The sequence below is a fragment of the Chryseobacterium sp. 2P genome (genome assembly GCF_059579425.1).
The window spans coordinates 1663918-1681384 of sequence record NZ_CM184194.1 but is presented as its reverse complement, the minus strand read 5'-3'; the positions used below and the strand labels follow the sequence as shown (position 1 = coordinate 1681384).

The window sequence follows — 17467 nt, the reverse complement described above, 5'->3', positions numbered from 1 at the left end:
GACTTTATAAGCTATGACGATTTAAAATTGAAATTCCTTTATTTTTATCCGAATAATTTTTAGTAATTGTTTTAACGTCTGGTTTGCAGTGGATTTATTGATATTTTTGTGATATATTTAGTTCGGAATTACAGTTGATTTCTTTGAATCTCCGATGTCACAAAGGAAATGATGCATGATTTTATTGTAAGAAGCTCTTTTTCAATAATTAAACCGCAAAGAAAGACAAAATTGATTTGAATAATGGAAAATTAAGTCAAACAAGGGCGTTTCACTTATATAAGTAATACAAAGTGAAGAAATCCAAAATGCGTTATTTATTTAGAAATATGTTAAAATTTTAAATATTTTGATTGTTTATGGTAAACATCAACAATTCATTGTGTTAAAGTAATTATTTTAGCATTGGTAAAATTGAAAATGCGCTTTAGAAATTATTTCATATTAGTATTAATTGTCTCGCTATGCTCTTGTGTGTCTGTAAAAAAGCACAATGAGCAGCAGAAAGTGTGTATTTCTCCCGAAAAACTGAAAGAGGATGTAGATTTTGCGTATTCCAAACTGAAAGAAACGCACCCAAATCTGTATTGGTACATTACCAAGGAAACGCTGGATTTTAAGTTTGACAGTCTTAAGCAAACGCTTCGGGAGCCGCTTACGCCGCTTCAGTTTTATTTTAAATTGCAGCCTGTGATTGCGGAAATAAGGGAAGGTCATCTTTCGTTGAGAATTCCGTCCAAGAGAATCACCAAAAAGGAAATTAAAACGCTGGAAGGGAAAAAAGGAATGTTCAGCCGTTTTGAATATTATGTGAAAAACGATAGGCTTTACATTATCGAAAATAAAGATTCGATCCAAAATATAAAGCCGGGAACAGAAATTCTCTCGATCGATAAGGTTCCTGTTTCTGAATATATTAAACGGTATAAAAAACTGATCAGCAGTGATGGTTTCAACACGACTTTTCAGCCTTATTTCCTGAAAGATGTTTTCTTCAATTATTATGTTGCAGAAAAAGGCTACGAAGACCACGCAACTCTGGAAACAGTTTATAAGGGAGAAAAAAAGACTTACGAACTCACGAGAGAATCAAAATCTGAAGAGGATCTTAGGAAAGATAAGGAAAACAAAAAGCGGACGCAGGAGAAAAAAGTGAATGATTACGTTGCTTTCAGCAATTCTTACAACCGGAATTTTAAATTTTTAGATCAGGACAGTACGATTGCGTACATTCAGGTGAAAAGTTTCTCGGGTATTTTTTCTTCGAAGTTTTATAAAGAAACGTTCAGAAAGATCAAAAAAGCGAATGCAAAATATTTAATTATTGATATTCGGAACAATTACGGCGGTTCGCTTGAAGAAATCAATAATCTGTATTCTTACCTGAGTTCTGAGCCGTACACTTTGATAAAACCGTCACAGGTAACTTCAAAATCGGCACCTCTGAAAACCAATTATTTCAGAAAATCAGGTTTTTTGCAGTATGCTTTCAAAACATTGATGTATCCTGCATTTTTCTTCGGACAGACTTTCAGCACGTATAAAAAAGACGGCAAATTTTATTACAAAACGAGAGCCGACAAAGTATCTAAACCCAAAAATGATGTTTTTAAAGGGAAAGTTTTTGTGCTTATTAATGGCTCGAGTTTTTCAGCATCTTCTATTTTAACCTCAAAGCTTAAAAATGATAAAAAAGCAGTTCTTGTAGGTGAGGAAACCGGAGGAGCCAATGACGGTACGGTTGCAGGATTTTACTCTTATCAAACGCTGCCTAATTCCAAGATCGATCTGCCCATTGGAGTTCTTCTGGTACAGCCCAATATTACGTTTACTGATACTAAAAAGGGGGTTGTTCCGGATGTAAAAGTTTCTGAAACCATGGAGGATATTCTTGAGAAAAAAGATCCTCAGTTGGATTGGATCATGACTGAAATTGAAAAAGAAAAACACCCATAACTGATGCAAAAAAGTATTTTAAAAATCTTAAAAATCATAGCTACTGCTCTGTTTTTATGGTTTATCATTCACTCCATTTATATTGTTACCGATGGTCTTTCTGATCAGGGAAAACGTGCCGATCTTGCCGTTATTCTGGGAAATAAGGTGAATGAAGACGGTACTTTATCGACAAGGCTTGAAAAACGTCTGGAAACCGGAATCGCGTTGTATCAGCAACACAGAATCCAAAAGATTCTCGTGAGCGGAGGATTGGGAAAGGAAGGATTTTACGAAGGGGATAAAATGAAAGAGTTTCTCCTTAGCAAAGGAATTCCTGATTCTGTAATTATTGTTGATAATAAGGGAGATAACACAAGATTAACCGTTGAAAATACGCTTAAACTTGAGCCTCAGTTAGATTTTAAGAGCATTATCGTTGTTTCCCAATATTTCCATGTTACCCGAACCAAAAAACTGTTTGAAGACCAGGGTTTTGAAGAGGTAAGTTCAGCAAGTCCGGCTTATTTTGAATGGCGGGATCTGTATTCGATTTTGCGTGAATTTCCGGCTTATTATACGCAGTAAAGGTTTTCGGCGGCTTCGCCGCCGAAAACCAATCAAAATTTATTTTTTCAGTTCAGAGAAAAGCGTTTCAATCTGTTTAATATATTTTCCGTAGAAACCATTGAACCAGACTTTCCCCAGTAAAAACAGCAAAGGCATGGTGATGATCATGGTAGAAATCAGCGCAATGGCAATTTGTGTATCCGTTAAAGGAACCGGTCGTGGAATAAATTCCAGAACGATAATAAGTTCACAGACCAAGAACGGCACAAAAGACAGATAAAAAGAAAGATAGTACTGCTTATTCAGGTTAAACTGATGCAAAAGATCCTGCAGACTGTCATAGGTTTTCATCATCGTCTCGCTCATATTTTTATACAGCTTAAAAAACTGACTGTAAAAGAAAAAGGTTACAAAAACCATAGATCCTATAAGAATTGTGATGTAAAATTTAAACTTAAAAGATCCTGCACAGACTGCAATTAAGGCAAAAGCAAAAACAAAAATTGCCACGGTAGACCAAAATTCCATCCGCATATTTTTACGGATTTTTTCCAGCGGAAGATGGATTCTGTTTTTCTGCTCGATGCTTATTTCAGGGGTTTCTCCAAAAGAATGATCTTCATTCCATGTATTTTTAAGGTCGTCTATATTCATAATGTCTAATTTAAATGTTATTATTTATTTGCGTTCAAGATATCTTTCAGCTTATTTTTGGCGCGATTCATTTTCACCCTTACATTTCCTTCGGAAATCCCCATCTGTTCGGCAATCTGCTTTCCGGAAAAATCTTCGAGATAATAGAAAATAAAAGCTTTATCAATGGGATTCAACTGATGAATGGCTTTGTACATGGCATTCAGTTTTTCTTCTTTTTCATGATCAAATTCTTCCTGAATAATTTTATATTCCGAAAAATCTTCATTTCCTATAAAGCTTCTTCTTTTTTCGTTTTTAAGGAAAATAATGGCCGTATTCAGGGCAATTCTGTACAGCCATGTAGAAAATTCGCTTTCTCCTTTAAATTTGGGATAGGCTTTCCAGACCTGATAGGTGATCTCCTGAAAAAGATCATCGCGGTCTTCTTTTTCGTCCATGTACATTTTAGAAATCTTAAAAATGATTCCTTTATGTTTTTCTATTTCTCTTAAAAAATCCTGTTCTAATGAGGTCATAGTTTTGCGCTCTATAGAATTAGTTTACCCTTCATAAAAATGTTACAGTTTTTTTAATTAAAATAAAAAACCCGACAGAATATTCCGTCGGGCATTGATTTTGTTTTCTTGATTCTGAAAACCTACTCTACTACTATTTTTTTAGAAACAGCAGTATCATCTACACTAATTTTAATGATATAAATTCCTTTTTGTAATCCGTAGATATTAATTTTATTGATTCCTTTATTTAATTTTTCATTTTGTTTTACCAGTTTTCCTGAAACATCATAAATTTCAAAAGCCGCATCGTTTTTATTATTCTCAATGGTGAACACTCCGTTTTTAACAGGATTTGGATAAACATTAAATTGACTCTCTAAATTATTTTTAACTTCATTGGTCGAAAGAAGCCCATTGCCAATGCCTACTGCATACCATGCTTTCACGTTTTGCTGCTGTTCGTTACCTGTTGCTCCATAAAGATCTGTAACCGCCTGTTTACTGGCTGTATAAGCATCTATAAACTGGCTGTTTGCAGTAAGATAGTTTGCAAGTGTCCGGTACGCTATTTTTTCAGCTTTTTGGATTGTAATTCCTGTTACGTTAAATGCATTTCCGATATCATTTGTTCCGGAACCACCTGCTGATAAAAGATAAAACCAGTAATTTCCTACCCCACTGTTTGTATGAACTCCCCCGCTATCAGTAGAACTTGTGGGATCTACCCAATAAGTTCCCTGATAAGTATCCGGTTGCTGCGAACCCAATACTGCAGGACCCGAGTTTGGATTAGACATGCTTCTTAAAAATGTAAAGCCCAGAGCCGGATTCGGAATCCCCTCACCAATCGTCCAGTTCGGACTGATATTGGAATAAAATTCTATTGATGCTCCAAATATATCTGCAAAAGATTCGTTTAAAGCTCCTGATTCGCCCTGATAAGCAAGATTTGCTGTCCGGCTCACCATTAAATGAGAGTATTCATGACCTGCAACATCTATTCCCACAAACGGGCTAAAATATCCGGATAATCCCTGATAAACACCGCTTCCATAAACCATCGCTACAATCCCTTGTGTATCGATTGCGGCAGCATTTACTCCGTTCGCAGGTTGTCCTGCACTTGCAAAATTGATGTTGTAATAATTTCTTACAATGGATCCGTTGCCATCATAAGAATTCCTGTTATGTCTGCTCACATAGTAATCATGAGCCTTTGCCATTGCCCAGTGAACTTCAACAGGAGGTTTTGTATCTGCTGTTGTGAAGTTAGGTGTTGTACTCGTATATTCAGTGATCGCACCTGTAAGCTCACCGGTTGCAGTATTTCCGTTTCCGTCCCAGTTGGTTCCGTTCAAAGTATGGATATTTCTCGCATTATCTTTCAATCGGTAAGATCCGCTGTAAGAATCCACAGTTATCTGCTGATTTCCTTTGTAGAAAGTAGCACTTGTAGAAGGAGTATCTGCAAAAGGTTTTGCGATGTTTATGATTTCATTATTATGCTGATGAATCTTTTCTAATTTTTTAACAACCTGCTTCGTTGAATTATCTACATAGTACAAATAACTCTTCAGAGCCTTCAGGGAAAGTGCATTAATCTGAGATGCAAAATACAGCTTTACCCCTTTAGCAGAATTCACTTTTGTAATAACCTGCTCAAAATCGGTAAAGGAAAGATTCGGAGCTTTCATATCATTACTTACAATATTTTCTGTCTCAGATTTCGTAAGCGGCTGTGAGATCTGTAAATCTATATTATCTGTAAATTCTCCGTTTACAAAAGTAAGAATCCCGTTTTTCTCGTGAACCAGAATTAATTCATCTGCAACCTTTACATTTTTATAATAATGCTGAAAAGATGAATGTTTAATTCCCAATTCATCCGTAGTAGTCTTTACCAGTGAAAAAGAGTGATCTCCATTACTTTCCAGCCACTCTCCTAAATGATTAATAAGATAATCCGAAGGAATATTCTGCCCGCTGAAATCAGCACTGAAATTTCCCATTGATGAAGTAGTAATACGCTTAGGAAAATTTTTCACAGAAAGTTCTGTGCGGTCTTTCTTCTGAGCCTTCACCAGAGAAAGCGGTGCAATACCGATAGCAAATGAAAAAATCAATGCTTTAACGATTGTAACTGTCTTTTTCATATTATTTTTTTGATTAAATCTGACAGTTAGTAGAAAAAGATAAAATTTGTTACAAAAAGGACAGCATTTTTTTTAAAATTCATGAATATTACTTTCTAACTCCCCTTTTTTAAAGCTTTCAGAAGGATATGAACGTCTATAAAATCAAGCTTCACACCGATTAAAATAACCGCAAACAGAACAATGGTAAAAAAAATAACAATAAAAATATAAGCGGAAACAAACCACAATACCGTGTTCAGGATATTTCCTTTAATTCCGAATTTTTTGATGAAATATTTCTGGGAACGTTCAAACCATGTTTTATCCCTGTTTTTTCTTTGTCTGATCTCTGCTTCAACTCCATTAAGTTCATCCACAAGCCGTACGACATCTTCAATATATTTTCCGTACATATAGTAGATCCAGTACTTTATTAAAATAAACAAAACAAAAATGGCGATCAAAAAACTAACGACAAAAACAGCAAAATGGTAATCTATATTAAACTGAAAATCAATCTGCTCAAGAGAAGAAACAAACGCTAAAGGAATATAAGAGATGTAGTATGAAATATAAATTTCTTTGGCAACCAGCAGTTGGGTTTTGATATTGAAAAGATCATAATTGGTATTAATACTCGTCTTCTTGAGCATCTTATACAGCTTTATGAATCTTGAATAAAAATAAATAATAATAGCTATCGTAAGAAATGCCACTAAAACCGAAATGGTCTTTACATTAAAATCTTCCGTTGCAAAAGGAAAACCGATTAAAATCATTGGAAGCGTGAGAATCATCAGCCAAAACTCAGTTTTCATGTTGATTCTGATCATTTCCAGCGGCGAATGTATTTCATTCTGTTTTTCCAAAGAAACTTCCGGAAGTTCCTGATGATCTTTGTCCCAGAGTTCTTTAAAATTTTCTAATTCCATACCTTTTTCTTTACGTTTAGATAGCCTTTTGTTTTTCAATAATTTCTTTCAGTTTGGTTTTCGCCCGGTTCAGCTTTACTCTTGCATTTACCTCCGTTATTCCCAGTTGCTTTGCAATCTCCTTTCCCGGAAAATCTTCCAGATAGAAAAAAATCAATGCCTTGTCAATCGCGCTCAACTGATGGATTGCCTCGTACATCAGCTTCATATTCCTGTCGTCTGCATCATTATAAGACTCCTGATGAACACTAAGATTTTCTATGCTCTGATTCTGTATAAAACTACGTTTTTTTTCGCTTCGGAGAAATACAATGGCAGTATTAAGCGCGGTTCTGTATAACCATGTCGAAAATTCACTCTTCTTCTGAAAATCGCTGTAAGATTTCCACGCCTGATAGATGATCTCCTGATAGAGATCATTCTGATCGTCGGGATTATCCATATACATCTTCGAGATCTTGAAAATTACACCTTTATGCTTTTCAATCTTCTCTAAGAATTCCATTTCCAGTAAAGACATTATTTAGGCTGTATTTCAGTTAGTAGGAAATGTGGTATTTTGTTACACAAACTATCTTAAATTTTTAAATATCCCTTATTTATGGCTTAATATTTGGAATTGATGAGTAACACCAAAAATATAAATATGCCTTACATTACAAAACAGAACGATCAGAACGTTCAGCTTTACTATGAAGATTTCGGATCCGGACAACCCATTATATTAATCCACGGATGGCCTTTAAGCGGAAAATCCTGGGAAATGCAGATTCCGGTACTTTTAAATTTAGGATACCGCGTTATTGCATACGACAGAAAAGGTTTCGGAAAATCTTCACCAACTTATGACGGATACGATTATGATGGACTGGCAAAAGACCTTCATGAAATTATCTCACAATTAGACCTTAAAAATGTGATCCTTTTCGGATTTTCTATGGGAGGTGGAGAAGTCGTGCGTTATTTAACGAATTACGGCGCAGAAAATGTAGATAAGGTTGCTTTAATTTCATCCATTATTCCGATTGTTAAGCAGAAAGACGACAATCCGGACGGAGTTCCCCAGGAAAAACTGGATGAAATCATGAATGCTTTGAAAACAGACAGAATCACTTTTCTTGAATCTTTCCACAAAGACTTTTATAATTTCGGAATGCTTTCAAAACCTGTAAGCCAGAAACAGCTGGATTTCGACTGGGCAATTGCTTCTTTTGCCAATCCTATTGCCACCATAAAATGTGCTGAAAGCTGGGCAAATACAGATTTCCGTCCCGAATTAGCTAACGTGAACGTAAGAACACTCATCGTTCATGGAGATGCAGACAATATTGTTCCCATTGATACAGCAGGAAAACAGGCTGCACAGGGAATTGCCAATAATGAATTTGTTATTATTGAAGGCGCGCCTCACGGTTTAAATGTAACGCATGCAGATGATTTAAACAGCATTATCAGCAGATTTCTAACAGAAAAATAACTTTTCTTCCAAATATATGTTTTTGATTTTTACTAATCAAATAATCCGCAGTCCTTTCAGATTGCGGATTTTGTTTTATGGTCGTTATTTAACTAATTTCAAATTAAGCCAGAAAAAAATAAAGCTAAGCTTAAGAATAATCAATTGATTAAAAGAAGAAAATCAAAGATTTTCACAAACTAATGTGTTCTGATATAAAGCTTAAAATTATTATAAAATCTTATATGCCTTATGTGTTTTAAAAAAACTCTTACGCCTGTTAACTTTTAATAAAGTTTCAAAATCAGGTTAAAAGATCAGTGATTAAAAAATATAATCCGTACTCAGGAAATTAGAATCATGATCTCTCACAATCGTGTTCAGGAGATTTTTATTGGAATCTGTAACTTTTGCAGCAACCAGAGAGCGGATTGAAAACGAACGAAGCGCATCAAAAACAGAAAGCGTTCCTTCTGCACTGTCTTTTCTTCCGGTGAACGGGAAAACATCCGGTCCGCGCTGAGCCTGACAATTGATATTCACACGGCTTACCAGATTCACAAAAGGATCAATTAATTTTGAAACTTCCATCGCATCTTCACTGAAAATACTTACCTGCATCCCGTGATCTGCATTTACCTGATAATCGATAGGTTCCTCGATATCATCAAAAGGAACCACCGGAATTACAGGACCGAACTGCTCTTCATGATACAGTTTCATCTCATGATTTACCGGATAAACCACTGCCGGAAACACGAAAGATTCTTCCGTAAAACCGCCGTTATCATTTAAGACTTTTGCACCTTTGGATAACGCATCTTCAATACATTCTTTCAAATAAGAAGGCTTATTGACTTCCGGAAGAGGAGTTATTTTCACGTCTTTTTCCCATGGAAGTCCCGGTTTCATGGCAGAAACGGCTTCGGTTAATTTGCGGGTAAACTCTTCTGCCACTTCTCTCTGAACGAAAATTAATTTTAAAGCGGTGCATCTCTGTCCGTTAAAAGAAAGAGATCCCAAAATACATTCACTCACCGCAACATCCAGATTAGCGTGTTTTGTAACGATAGCCGCATTCTTAGCATCTAAACTTAAAATCGCTCTTAAACGATTAACTTTCGGATGAAGTTTTTTCAGTCCGTTCGCAACTTTACTCGATCCGATGAATGCAAGAACATTCACCTTTCCGCTTTCCATGATCGGCGTAATAATTTCAGAACCTTTTCCGTACAACGTATTTACAGTTCCTTTCGGGAAAGCTTCTTTAAAAGCATTTAATAAAGGGTAATGTGCTAAAACACCATGTTTTGGAAGTTTAAACAGAATCGTATTTCCCATAATCAACGCCGGAATCAGCGTCGTGAAGATTTCATTTAAAGGATAATTGAAAGGTCCCATGCTTAACACCACACCAAGCGGCGCTCTTCGGATCTGGGCAATTGTACCTTCCGCCTGCTGAAAACGAGAAGATTCTCTGTCGAGATCTTTTAGTGCATCAATCGTCTGGTTGATGTAATCCACCGTTCTGTCGAATTCTTTCGTAGAATCTGCCAATGTTTTCCCAATCTCCCACATCAGCAATCTGATCACAAGATCTCTCTGCTGAATCATTAAGTACACAAATTTCTGCATACATTTTATTCTCCCTTCCACAGACATTGTTGGCCACTCTCCCAGTCCGTTGTCATACGCTTTTACGCAGGCATCCAAAACTTTCATAGCTTCATCGGGACCGATATTCGGGATGCTTCCCAACAGTTTTCTCTCCAGACCATGTTCTGTACGAATACAGACAGGGGAATAAATATGCTGCACATCGCCGTTCCATTCTACCAGTTCTCCATTAAGAAGGTATTCCCGCTGATGAATTTCGGGAACTTTATATTCTTCCGGGATTTCGTTTTCGGATTTGAATATTTCATGAAATGACGGGTTATTTTCTGAACTCATAAATCTTCTATTTTTTTAATATGGTAAGGTTAAAATTTGTCTATACTAAAGGTAGATCTAAAAATTGGTTTTAAAATACTCCGTGTAATAGATTTGCTCTATTTAAAACAAAAATTAACATTCAGCCCCTGAAAAAAGAATAATTTTGCCAGACATTCAAACCATCTAAAAAATGAAATTCATGTATTCAAAATTATTTTCCGGTGCGCTGTTACTTTTGGCGGTGTTTACTTTTGCACAAAATTCAAAGTCTGGCAATACCATTTTGGCAGGAGGAAAACCATTTCATACCTACTCGAAATTGCCTGCTGTCAGCAAAATGGCTCCCAACTTCACCCTTACCGACGTTACCATGAAAGAGCAGACTCTGGAGTCTTATAAAGGAAAATACATGATCCTGAATATCTTTCCAAGTGTAGATACAGGAGTCTGTTCAGCTTCTGTGCGCCATTTCAATGAAGATGCGGCAAATCTTCCGAACACAGTGGTTTTGTGTATTTCTAAAGACCTTCCGTTTGCACAGAAAAGATTCTGCGGTGCAGAAGGAATTAAAAATGTCGTGATGCTTTCAGATTTCCGTTCAGATTTCGGAAAAAAATATGGTGTGGAACTTACCGATTCTGCCATGAAAGGATTATTGAGCAGAGCAGTTGTTGTAATTGATCCTTCAGGAAAAATCGTATATGAAGAACAGGTAGAAGATATTTCTCACGAACCGAATTATGAAGCGGCAATCGCTGCTGTGAAAAAGTAAGACCGAAAGACTTTTAATTAACCACAAAAGCCACAAAAGATTTTGATGTTTTATTAAAGCTGACAAGCGGAAGAATAAAAAGCTCACAACAGTTTTTAAAAATCTTTGATTTTTATGCTTTTGAGGACTTTAATTATTCTGAAATTTGGCTTTATCATTATCTTTTGTACCTTTTGTGGTTAAATTCTTCTGTCATTCATAATGAAATTTTGCGAAGCATTATGCAATGAAGAATCTCTTAAAAATGATGGTTTTACGGGTTGAAAATGTAAGCACTTTTTTAACCACAAAAGCCACAAAAGATTTTGATGTTTTATTAAAGTTAACAAGCGTAAGAATAAAAGAACACAACAGTTTTTAAAAATCTTTGATTTTTATGCTTTTGAGGGCTTTAATTATTCTGAAATTTGGCTTTATTATTATCTTTTATGCATTTTGTGGTTAAATTTTTCTGTCATTCAGAATGGAATTTTGCGCAGCATTATGCAATGAAGAATCTATTAAGATGCAGTTATTTTTAGATTTTTCGGCTCCACTTCGTTGCGCTCAAAATGACAGCCATATCAATTAAAAATTTTTGATTAGCATAGTTCTTTTTGCTAATACACTAAAAAATTATTTACATTGAAAAAATCATTTGGTCTTCACCAAAATCACTCCGTTTTTTCCTTTCTCACCATAAATTGCAGTTGCTGAAGCTCCCTTCAAAATATTCATTGTTTTTATGGACTTCTGGTCTAATTTCCGGAACTTTTTTTCGCTGATGATCTTTCCGTCCAGAACATACAACGGTCTGTAATCATCAATTTTAACGGAATGAATGCCTCCGAGAATCAGCCTGTCCGACTGAACTGTATCTTTTATCTTTACTCCTGAAACCTGCCCTTTTAATTGAATATCAAGATCTTTAGTCTTTGTATCTTTAGAAATATCTGTCTCACATACTTTTTTGCGTACAATTCCTGATGTTATAACAATTCCATCGGTTCTTTCCCTGTTTATAGTATCTTTCGCTGTAGTCTTCTGTGCATTCAGGGCGACAAAGCCCGCTGTTGTAAAAATAAAGCCTACTGCGAATTTGGTAAGGAGCGAATTGAGGTAAGAATAATGCAGATCTCTGTCGAGTTGAGATTCGGTGAAATTTCCGCAGATATTTTCTGATGTGTTGGAAAAAGCATTGATGATTTCTTCATCCGAAGCGTTCGTAAAATCTCTTACTGTCTTTGAACAGACTGTGCAAAATCGCCCTTTGTCTTCGGGAGTCATCATCTCCCAGTTTTCGTGACATGGTTTTGGTATCGTTATTTTCATATTGATCTTTTTTATAAAGATGCATGATTGGCTAAAAAGGTTGGAAAGTAAACTGATATTTTTTAAAACTGACCATAATTTTTATTAATTACAAACCAAAGGTCTAACGGACTCAAAGTAATAAAAAGATGGAACTAATAATTTAAGCTTGAATGCAACATATCAATCTACTCAAAAAAATTCACGATATTTCGGAACTTAAAAACAGGACAATTATTTATTGATTTTTAATTACCATGAAGGAAGAAAATATAGAACGGCTCAATTCTCTGTTTTCCAATTTAAAAACGGAAGAACAAAAACTGCAGGAAAGTCTTGCCAAGAAGAAAAGTGAGGAAGATATGTTTATTGAAGGGTTCAGAACGCTGAGTAAAAACCTCATCGAACCCAAAATGCAGGAATTCAGAAGAATGCTGAGAGAAAACGGATTTGGCTGTAAGGTAACTTTTAATGAAGAAAATAAAAACGGTTTGGGCGTCAATTCACAAACCCATATGAAACTTCAGATTTCCAGAAATGTGGAATCTAATTTTTATGCGAATGATAAATTTCCACACATCATGTTCGTTGCCGATAAAAATCTGAAACGCATCGGAATTCATCAGGACACCATTTTTCAGAACGGAACCGGAACCGCTGCTTTTAAGGAGCAGAAATACACTCTGGAAACAATTACCGAAGAAAATATTGAAAAAGAAATTTTAGAATCGATTGAAAACATATTGATGAACAGATAGAATAAATTGTCTGTCAATTATTTTATCAAAACTTCTACAGGCTCAGTGTTGCACCGTTGAAAATAACAGTCTGCACCGGAGAAGTCATGCTGAGCTTGTGGAAGGATCTTTTTACTTAAAAAACACTCTAAAATTTAAGTCAAAAACTCTAAAAATTTTTGGTATACCAGAAAACAATGGCTGTAAACACAAAGGTGAGAATAAACCAGACAAAAGCCGTCACTACAATTCCTGCTGCACCATACAGAATAATACTGAAGGTTTTGTTCGCGGTTCCTGAATTTTTCAACAGGGTATAAGTTTCGCCTTTAAAGAAACGAACCGCTAAAAATATCAGAATTCCAATACAGCTAACCGTAGAAAACAACATTCCCATTAAAGGCTCGAAAACAGATCCGCAAGCTAAAAAAATACTCAGCATATATTAATTATTTACATTCAGATGAAAATATCTCGGATCGGGATATTGAAATTCAAAATTCAGCTCTTCTTTTAATTTTGCAGGGGAAATGATTCTTCCTGTGGTTCTTCTTTCTCCTTTATAAGCCAGATTTTTCTGCGCATTGATGACTTCTTCTTTGTTGGGATGAATCGGCGCAACAATATTATAAACTTTAGCCTGAGACTTCTGGTCTAACATTTTTTCAATAACCGAACAAATGTCTGCGTAATGAATATGATTCACCAGCTGATCCTGATGAGAGATATTATAGTTTTTCAGCAGTCTTTCGCCGCCCATTAAACCGCCTAATCTCAGGATATTGGTTTGAGGGAATTTCTCCAGCATAAAGTTTTCACTTTCCACTTCCACTGCCGGAAGATCATCCTCTGTAAATTCTTTTTCGATATCCGGATAAACGCCTGTGGAACTTGTATAAAAAATCTGATGGTTAAAATCTCCTATAAAACGAAGCAGGTTTTCCCTTTTCCCCGTCATCGGAATTCTGGAACCTCTGAGTCCCGAAAAAGGAACGGCAACAATAATAGCGTCCAGTTCGGAAGCTATGTTCCACGGTTTCATATCAGCATTAATTTCATCCGGAAATTTTACAAGATCCACATGATATCCTTTAGCTTTCAGAACATCCAGTTTCGCTTCTGTTGTAGTGGTTGCAAAAATTTCATAGTTTTTCGACAGACGTTTCGCTAAATGGTTTCCCAGCCAGCCACAACCGATGATCCCGAGTTTCTTCATATTTTTTATTTGCCGAAAATTACAATTTTATTATGGTTTTTCAGCGTTGAAAATTGTAAAAAGCAAGCTAAATATGATTGTTTTCTTTAACCACAAAAGTCACAAAAGATAATAATAAAGCTGATTTTTAGAATAATTTAAGTCCTCAAAAGAATAAAAAATCATAGATTTTTAAAACTAATGTGTTCTGATATAAAGCTTAGAATCATTTTAAAATCTTATGTGACTTATGTGTTTAAAAAAACTCTTACATTCAATCTACAGTACTGTCATTTTGAGCGCAACGAAGTGGAGTCGAAAAATCTAAAATCAAAACGTTTTAATAGATTCTTCATTCCATAATGCTTCGCAAAATTTCATTCTGAATGACAGTTTTACTGCTTTAAATATAACACTTAAGTCACATAAGTTAGTTTAATAAAATAATTAGAAGTTCACATAAGAAGAAAATCAAAGATTTTCAAAAACTAATGTGTTCTGATCTAAAGCTTAAATTGTTTTAAAATCTTATGTGACTTAAGTGTTAAAAAAAACTCTTACATTCAATCTACAGTACTGTCATTTTGAGCGCAACGAAGTGAATCTAAAAAACAACTGTATCTTGATAGATTCTTCATTACATAATGCTTCGCAAAATTTCATTCAGAATGACAGAGTGACTTTACTGTTTTTAAATTATATCACATAAGTCACATAAGTTAGTTTAATGAAATATTTAGAAGATCACATAAGAAAAAAATCGAAGATTTTCATAAACTAATGTGTTCTAATATAAAGCTTATATTATTTAAAATCTTATGTGACTTAAGTGTTTAAAAACTCTTCAACCTGCAAAGCTGTCAATTTAAGCGAAACGAAGTGGAGCCGAAAAATCTCAAATCAAAACGTTTTAATAGATTCTTCACTGCATAATGCTTCGCAAAATTTCATTCAGAATGACAGTTTTACTGTTTTAAAATATAACACTTAAGTCACATAAGTTTAGTTTAATGAAATTTTCGGAAGATCACATAAGAAGAAAATCAAAGATTTTCAAAAACTAATGTGTTCTGATCTAAAGCTTAAATTATTTAAAATCTTATGTGACTTAAGTGTTTAAAAACTATTCAACCTGCAAAGCTGTTATTTTAAGCGAAACGAAGTGGAGCCGAAAAATCTAAAATCAAAACGTTTTAAGAGATTCTTCATTACATAATGCTGCGCAAAATTCCATTCAGAATGACAGGGAAATTTTACCACAAAAGATAATGATAAAGCTGATTTTCAGAATAATTAAAGTCCTCAAAAGCATAAAAATCAAAGATTTTTAAAACTGTTGTGTGCTTTTATTCTTATGCTTGTTAACTTCAATAAAGCATCAAAATCTTTTGTGGCTTTTGTGGTTAAAAAAGTACATATATTTAGTCTTTAAAACTTTCATTTACAGATTCTTCACTGCATAACACTACGCAAAATTCCATTCTGAATGACACATTTTCCTCGCGGCTTTCGTGGTTAAATTTAAAACAACTGCTATGTTAAAAAAAATCATTTCAAAAAATTGTGTTCAAATCAATCTTCAGATTCTCTGAGATTGTGATGAAAAAACACGGTTAAAAGCAATGGATTGTTGAAATCATCATTCGTTTCAATGTTTCCTTGTTTTTTGAAAATAGAGTTTTTAAAAGTGAATGTCATCATTAAGGCATCATCCTGAAAACGGTATAAAGAAACAGTTCTGTTGATAAAACCCTTTGATCTGTAGAAATATATTTCGGTGTATTGATTCTGATAATGAAATATTCTTTGGTTTGCACGATCAATCATTACGACAACGTTTCCCTTTTCATCAAAGTATTCAGTTTTCTCCCCAAAAAGACCTGAATATTTAATCCTGTATATCTGATCTTTGATTTTCAGCCTTTCATTTGTTGAAAAAACAAAATCAGCAAGCCTTTCCGCAACGATATTCCCTGCTTCATCTAAAAGCTGACAAGAAGATAAAATTTGCTTTATCGTGAACAATCTCATCCTTCAAAAATATCATTTTCCTGAGGAAAAACAATTTTTACTTTACAAATAAATCTTTGCAGGTATACTGAAGCTTTTTGTTATTAATGCTTACTCTTCCGTTATATTCGTAAAGAGAAACCGAATCGAAATGCACTGCAATTTTATGAATCTCAATTTCAAGATCCACATCATGGTTATTCGAAAATCTTAAGATCTGTTTTTTCTGGTTGCCCAATGAATCTGTAATCTTTTTATTCTCGCTTAATTTTACGGTATCTTCATAGACTCTGTAATTTTTTTTCCATCCCTGAAATTCATCAAGCCTGATGTAGAACAATGAATCATTGATCCTTTTTACAGAAAACAGATCATACATACAGTGCATCATAAGATCGCTCAGGTTTTCTTTGTTATTAAAACTGCTGTTTAGATAATCCCACTCGTCCTTTTTCACCTCATGATCTTTTTTACAGGAAACCAGAGCCAGAAATAGAAAAATGTAAAATATTTTATTCATAACCTCAGTTCGAAATAAGAAATAAATTTAAAAAATAGATTTATAGTATTATATTAATTTATCGCAAAGAAAAACAAAAGATTTTTTTACTTATTAAAATTTTGTAAGCTAAACAAAGGCACTTCGTTTATTTAAAAAACACAAAAATGGTATTACTTTGATCAATTTTACGCCTTTGTATATCTTAAAAGCAGAATTCTTGATAATTGAATATCTTTGTTTAACATGGCAGTTAAGAAGACTTATCCCGAACTCAGGTTCATAAAAAACAAGTTGAGTACTTTAATTATTAAGCAAATTCATGATTAAAATAAAAAAATGCTGTTGAACTAATATTCATAGACATCAATTAAATCAATCTTTTCAGGTATTTTTAAAGATTCCCGTTTTCTTTTGAAATCATTCTTCTTTAAATTTTTTAAGACATAATTTTCCTCAGTATTTAAAATCCAGTAATCTGTACTCTCTTTATCCGGAATCTCAAAAGTATCCATACTATCGTGTACATTCCTCCTTTTCATGCCGTGTCTTTCTGCAATAATAAATTCCTGATAAACATTCACTTTAATAACTTTTGCAGGAATGATCGCTGTTTCCGAATCCCATCCGTCATCCGGAGCTATAAATATTTCTTGCGCCGAATTTCTGTAAAGCGTATAATTTCCTGTTAAGTCCTTTGTAAAATCCTGTACTCCCGGACCAAAAGCGAAAGGCAGTCCCAATGGAATTTTATTACTTCTTAAAAGACCAATCATTAGAATAAAGAGAATAATTCCAACAAAAAATACAGTTACTTTCAGATATTTTCTCATGCAAAAACAGTATT

The 17467-nt window shown here is 34.4% G+C and carries 18 protein-coding genes; 6 read left to right on the top strand and 12 right to left on the bottom strand.

Annotated elements, in window-relative coordinates; genetic code table 11:
* Positions 1–474: 474 nt before the first annotated feature.
* Positions 475–1956 carry a S41 family peptidase gene (locus AC52CF_RS07665; RefSeq protein WP_250902165.1) on the top strand — a complete coding sequence of 494 codons (1482 nt, stop codon included), beginning with the start codon at positions 475–477 and terminating at the stop codon, positions 1954–1956.
* 3 nt (positions 1957–1959) lie between these two features.
* On the top strand, positions 1960–2523 hold the full coding sequence (locus tag AC52CF_RS07660; protein WP_290266220.1) for a YdcF family protein: 564 nt from the start codon (positions 1960–1962) through the stop codon (positions 2521–2523).
* Positions 2524–2562: 39 nt separating this feature from the next.
* Here the strand turns inward: AC52CF_RS07660 and AC52CF_RS07655 are convergent, their stop codons facing one another.
* The 5 genes from AC52CF_RS07655 to AC52CF_RS07635 all read right to left on the bottom strand — a co-directional run bounded on the left by AC52CF_RS07655 (position 2563) and on the right by AC52CF_RS07635 (position 7246).
* Positions 2563–3159: a hypothetical protein gene (locus AC52CF_RS07655; RefSeq protein ID WP_214590140.1), complete on the bottom strand. Its 597-nt coding sequence runs from the start codon at positions 3157–3159 to the stop codon at positions 2563–2565.
* Between the two features lie 20 nt (positions 3160–3179).
* On the bottom strand, positions 3180–3677 hold the full coding sequence (locus AC52CF_RS07650) for an RNA polymerase sigma factor (RefSeq protein WP_214590141.1): 498 nt from the start codon (positions 3675–3677) through the stop codon (positions 3180–3182).
* Positions 3678–3799: 122 nt separating this feature from the next.
* Positions 3800–5812, bottom strand: a complete 2013-nt coding sequence (locus AC52CF_RS07645; RefSeq protein WP_290266218.1) for a M4 family metallopeptidase — start codon at positions 5810–5812, stop codon at positions 3800–3802.
* 95 nt (positions 5813–5907) lie between these two features.
* Positions 5908–6726, bottom strand: coding sequence for a hypothetical protein (locus tag AC52CF_RS07640; protein WP_214590143.1), 819 nt, complete (start codon positions 6724–6726; stop codon positions 5908–5910).
* A 16-nt stretch (positions 6727–6742) separates the two neighbouring features.
* Positions 6743–7246 carry an RNA polymerase sigma factor gene (locus tag AC52CF_RS07635; protein ID WP_214590144.1) on the bottom strand — a complete coding sequence of 168 codons (504 nt, stop codon included), beginning with the start codon at positions 7244–7246 and terminating at the stop codon, positions 6743–6745.
* A gap of 102 nt (positions 7247–7348) precedes the next feature.
* Here AC52CF_RS07635 and AC52CF_RS07630 point away from each other — a divergent pair, with 102 nt between their 5' ends.
* A complete protein-coding gene (locus AC52CF_RS07630) occupies positions 7349–8203 on the top strand; it encodes an alpha/beta fold hydrolase (RefSeq protein ID WP_496518028.1) in 855 nt (284 codons plus the stop codon).
* Between the two features lie 303 nt (positions 8204–8506).
* Here AC52CF_RS07630 and AC52CF_RS07625 read toward each other — a convergent pair whose 3' ends face one another.
* On the bottom strand, positions 8507–10135 hold the full coding sequence (locus tag AC52CF_RS07625) for an NADP-dependent glyceraldehyde-3-phosphate dehydrogenase (RefSeq protein WP_214590146.1): 1629 nt from the start codon (positions 10133–10135) through the stop codon (positions 8507–8509).
* 181 nt (positions 10136–10316) lie between these two features.
* Between AC52CF_RS07625 and tpx the strand changes: the two genes are divergently transcribed.
* Both tpx and AC52CF_RS07615 read left to right on the top strand, forming a co-directional pair.
* On the top strand, positions 10317–10889 hold the full coding sequence (gene tpx, locus AC52CF_RS07620; RefSeq protein WP_214590147.1) for a thiol peroxidase: 573 nt from the start codon (positions 10317–10319) through the stop codon (positions 10887–10889).
* Positions 10890–11115: 226 nt separating this feature from the next.
* Positions 11116–11250: a hypothetical protein gene (locus AC52CF_RS07615; protein WP_336730912.1), complete on the top strand. Its 135-nt coding sequence runs from the start codon at positions 11116–11118 to the stop codon at positions 11248–11250.
* A gap of 272 nt (positions 11251–11522) precedes the next feature.
* On the opposite strand, the gene AC52CF_RS07610 is transcribed toward AC52CF_RS07615, so the two are convergent.
* Entirely contained in the window at positions 11523–12200 is a 678-nt protein-coding gene (locus tag AC52CF_RS07610; RefSeq protein WP_290266215.1) for a hypothetical protein, read from the bottom strand.
* A gap of 236 nt (positions 12201–12436) precedes the next feature.
* Here AC52CF_RS07610 and AC52CF_RS07605 point away from each other — a divergent pair, with 236 nt between their 5' ends.
* Entirely contained in the window at positions 12437–12937 is a 501-nt protein-coding gene (locus tag AC52CF_RS07605; RefSeq protein WP_076394544.1) for a hypothetical protein, read from the top strand.
* Positions 12938–13085: 148 nt separating this feature from the next.
* Here AC52CF_RS07605 and AC52CF_RS07600 read toward each other — a convergent pair whose 3' ends face one another.
* The 5 genes from AC52CF_RS07600 to AC52CF_RS07580 all read right to left on the bottom strand — a co-directional run bounded on the left by AC52CF_RS07600 (position 13086) and on the right by AC52CF_RS07580 (position 17453).
* Positions 13086–13358 carry a hypothetical protein gene (locus AC52CF_RS07600; protein ID WP_496518027.1) on the bottom strand — a complete coding sequence of 91 codons (273 nt, stop codon included), beginning with the start codon at positions 13356–13358 and terminating at the stop codon, positions 13086–13088.
* Positions 13359–13361: 3 nt separating this feature from the next.
* Positions 13362–14132 carry a Rossmann-fold NAD(P)-binding domain-containing protein gene (locus tag AC52CF_RS07595; RefSeq protein WP_496518026.1) on the bottom strand — a complete coding sequence of 257 codons (771 nt, stop codon included), beginning with the start codon at positions 14130–14132 and terminating at the stop codon, positions 13362–13364.
* Between the two features lie 1551 nt (positions 14133–15683).
* The gene (locus AC52CF_RS07590; protein WP_496518025.1) at positions 15684–16142 is read right to left on the bottom strand and encodes a hypothetical protein; all 459 of its coding nucleotides are present in this window, start codon (positions 16140–16142) and stop codon (positions 15684–15686) included.
* 37 nt (positions 16143–16179) lie between these two features.
* Positions 16180–16641, bottom strand: coding sequence for a hypothetical protein (locus AC52CF_RS07585; RefSeq protein WP_496518024.1), 462 nt, complete (start codon positions 16639–16641; stop codon positions 16180–16182).
* 329 nt (positions 16642–16970) lie between these two features.
* Positions 16971–17453, bottom strand: a complete 483-nt coding sequence (locus AC52CF_RS07580; RefSeq protein ID WP_496518023.1) for a DUF3997 domain-containing protein — start codon at positions 17451–17453, stop codon at positions 16971–16973.
* Between the last annotated feature and the right edge of the window lie 14 nt (positions 17454–17467).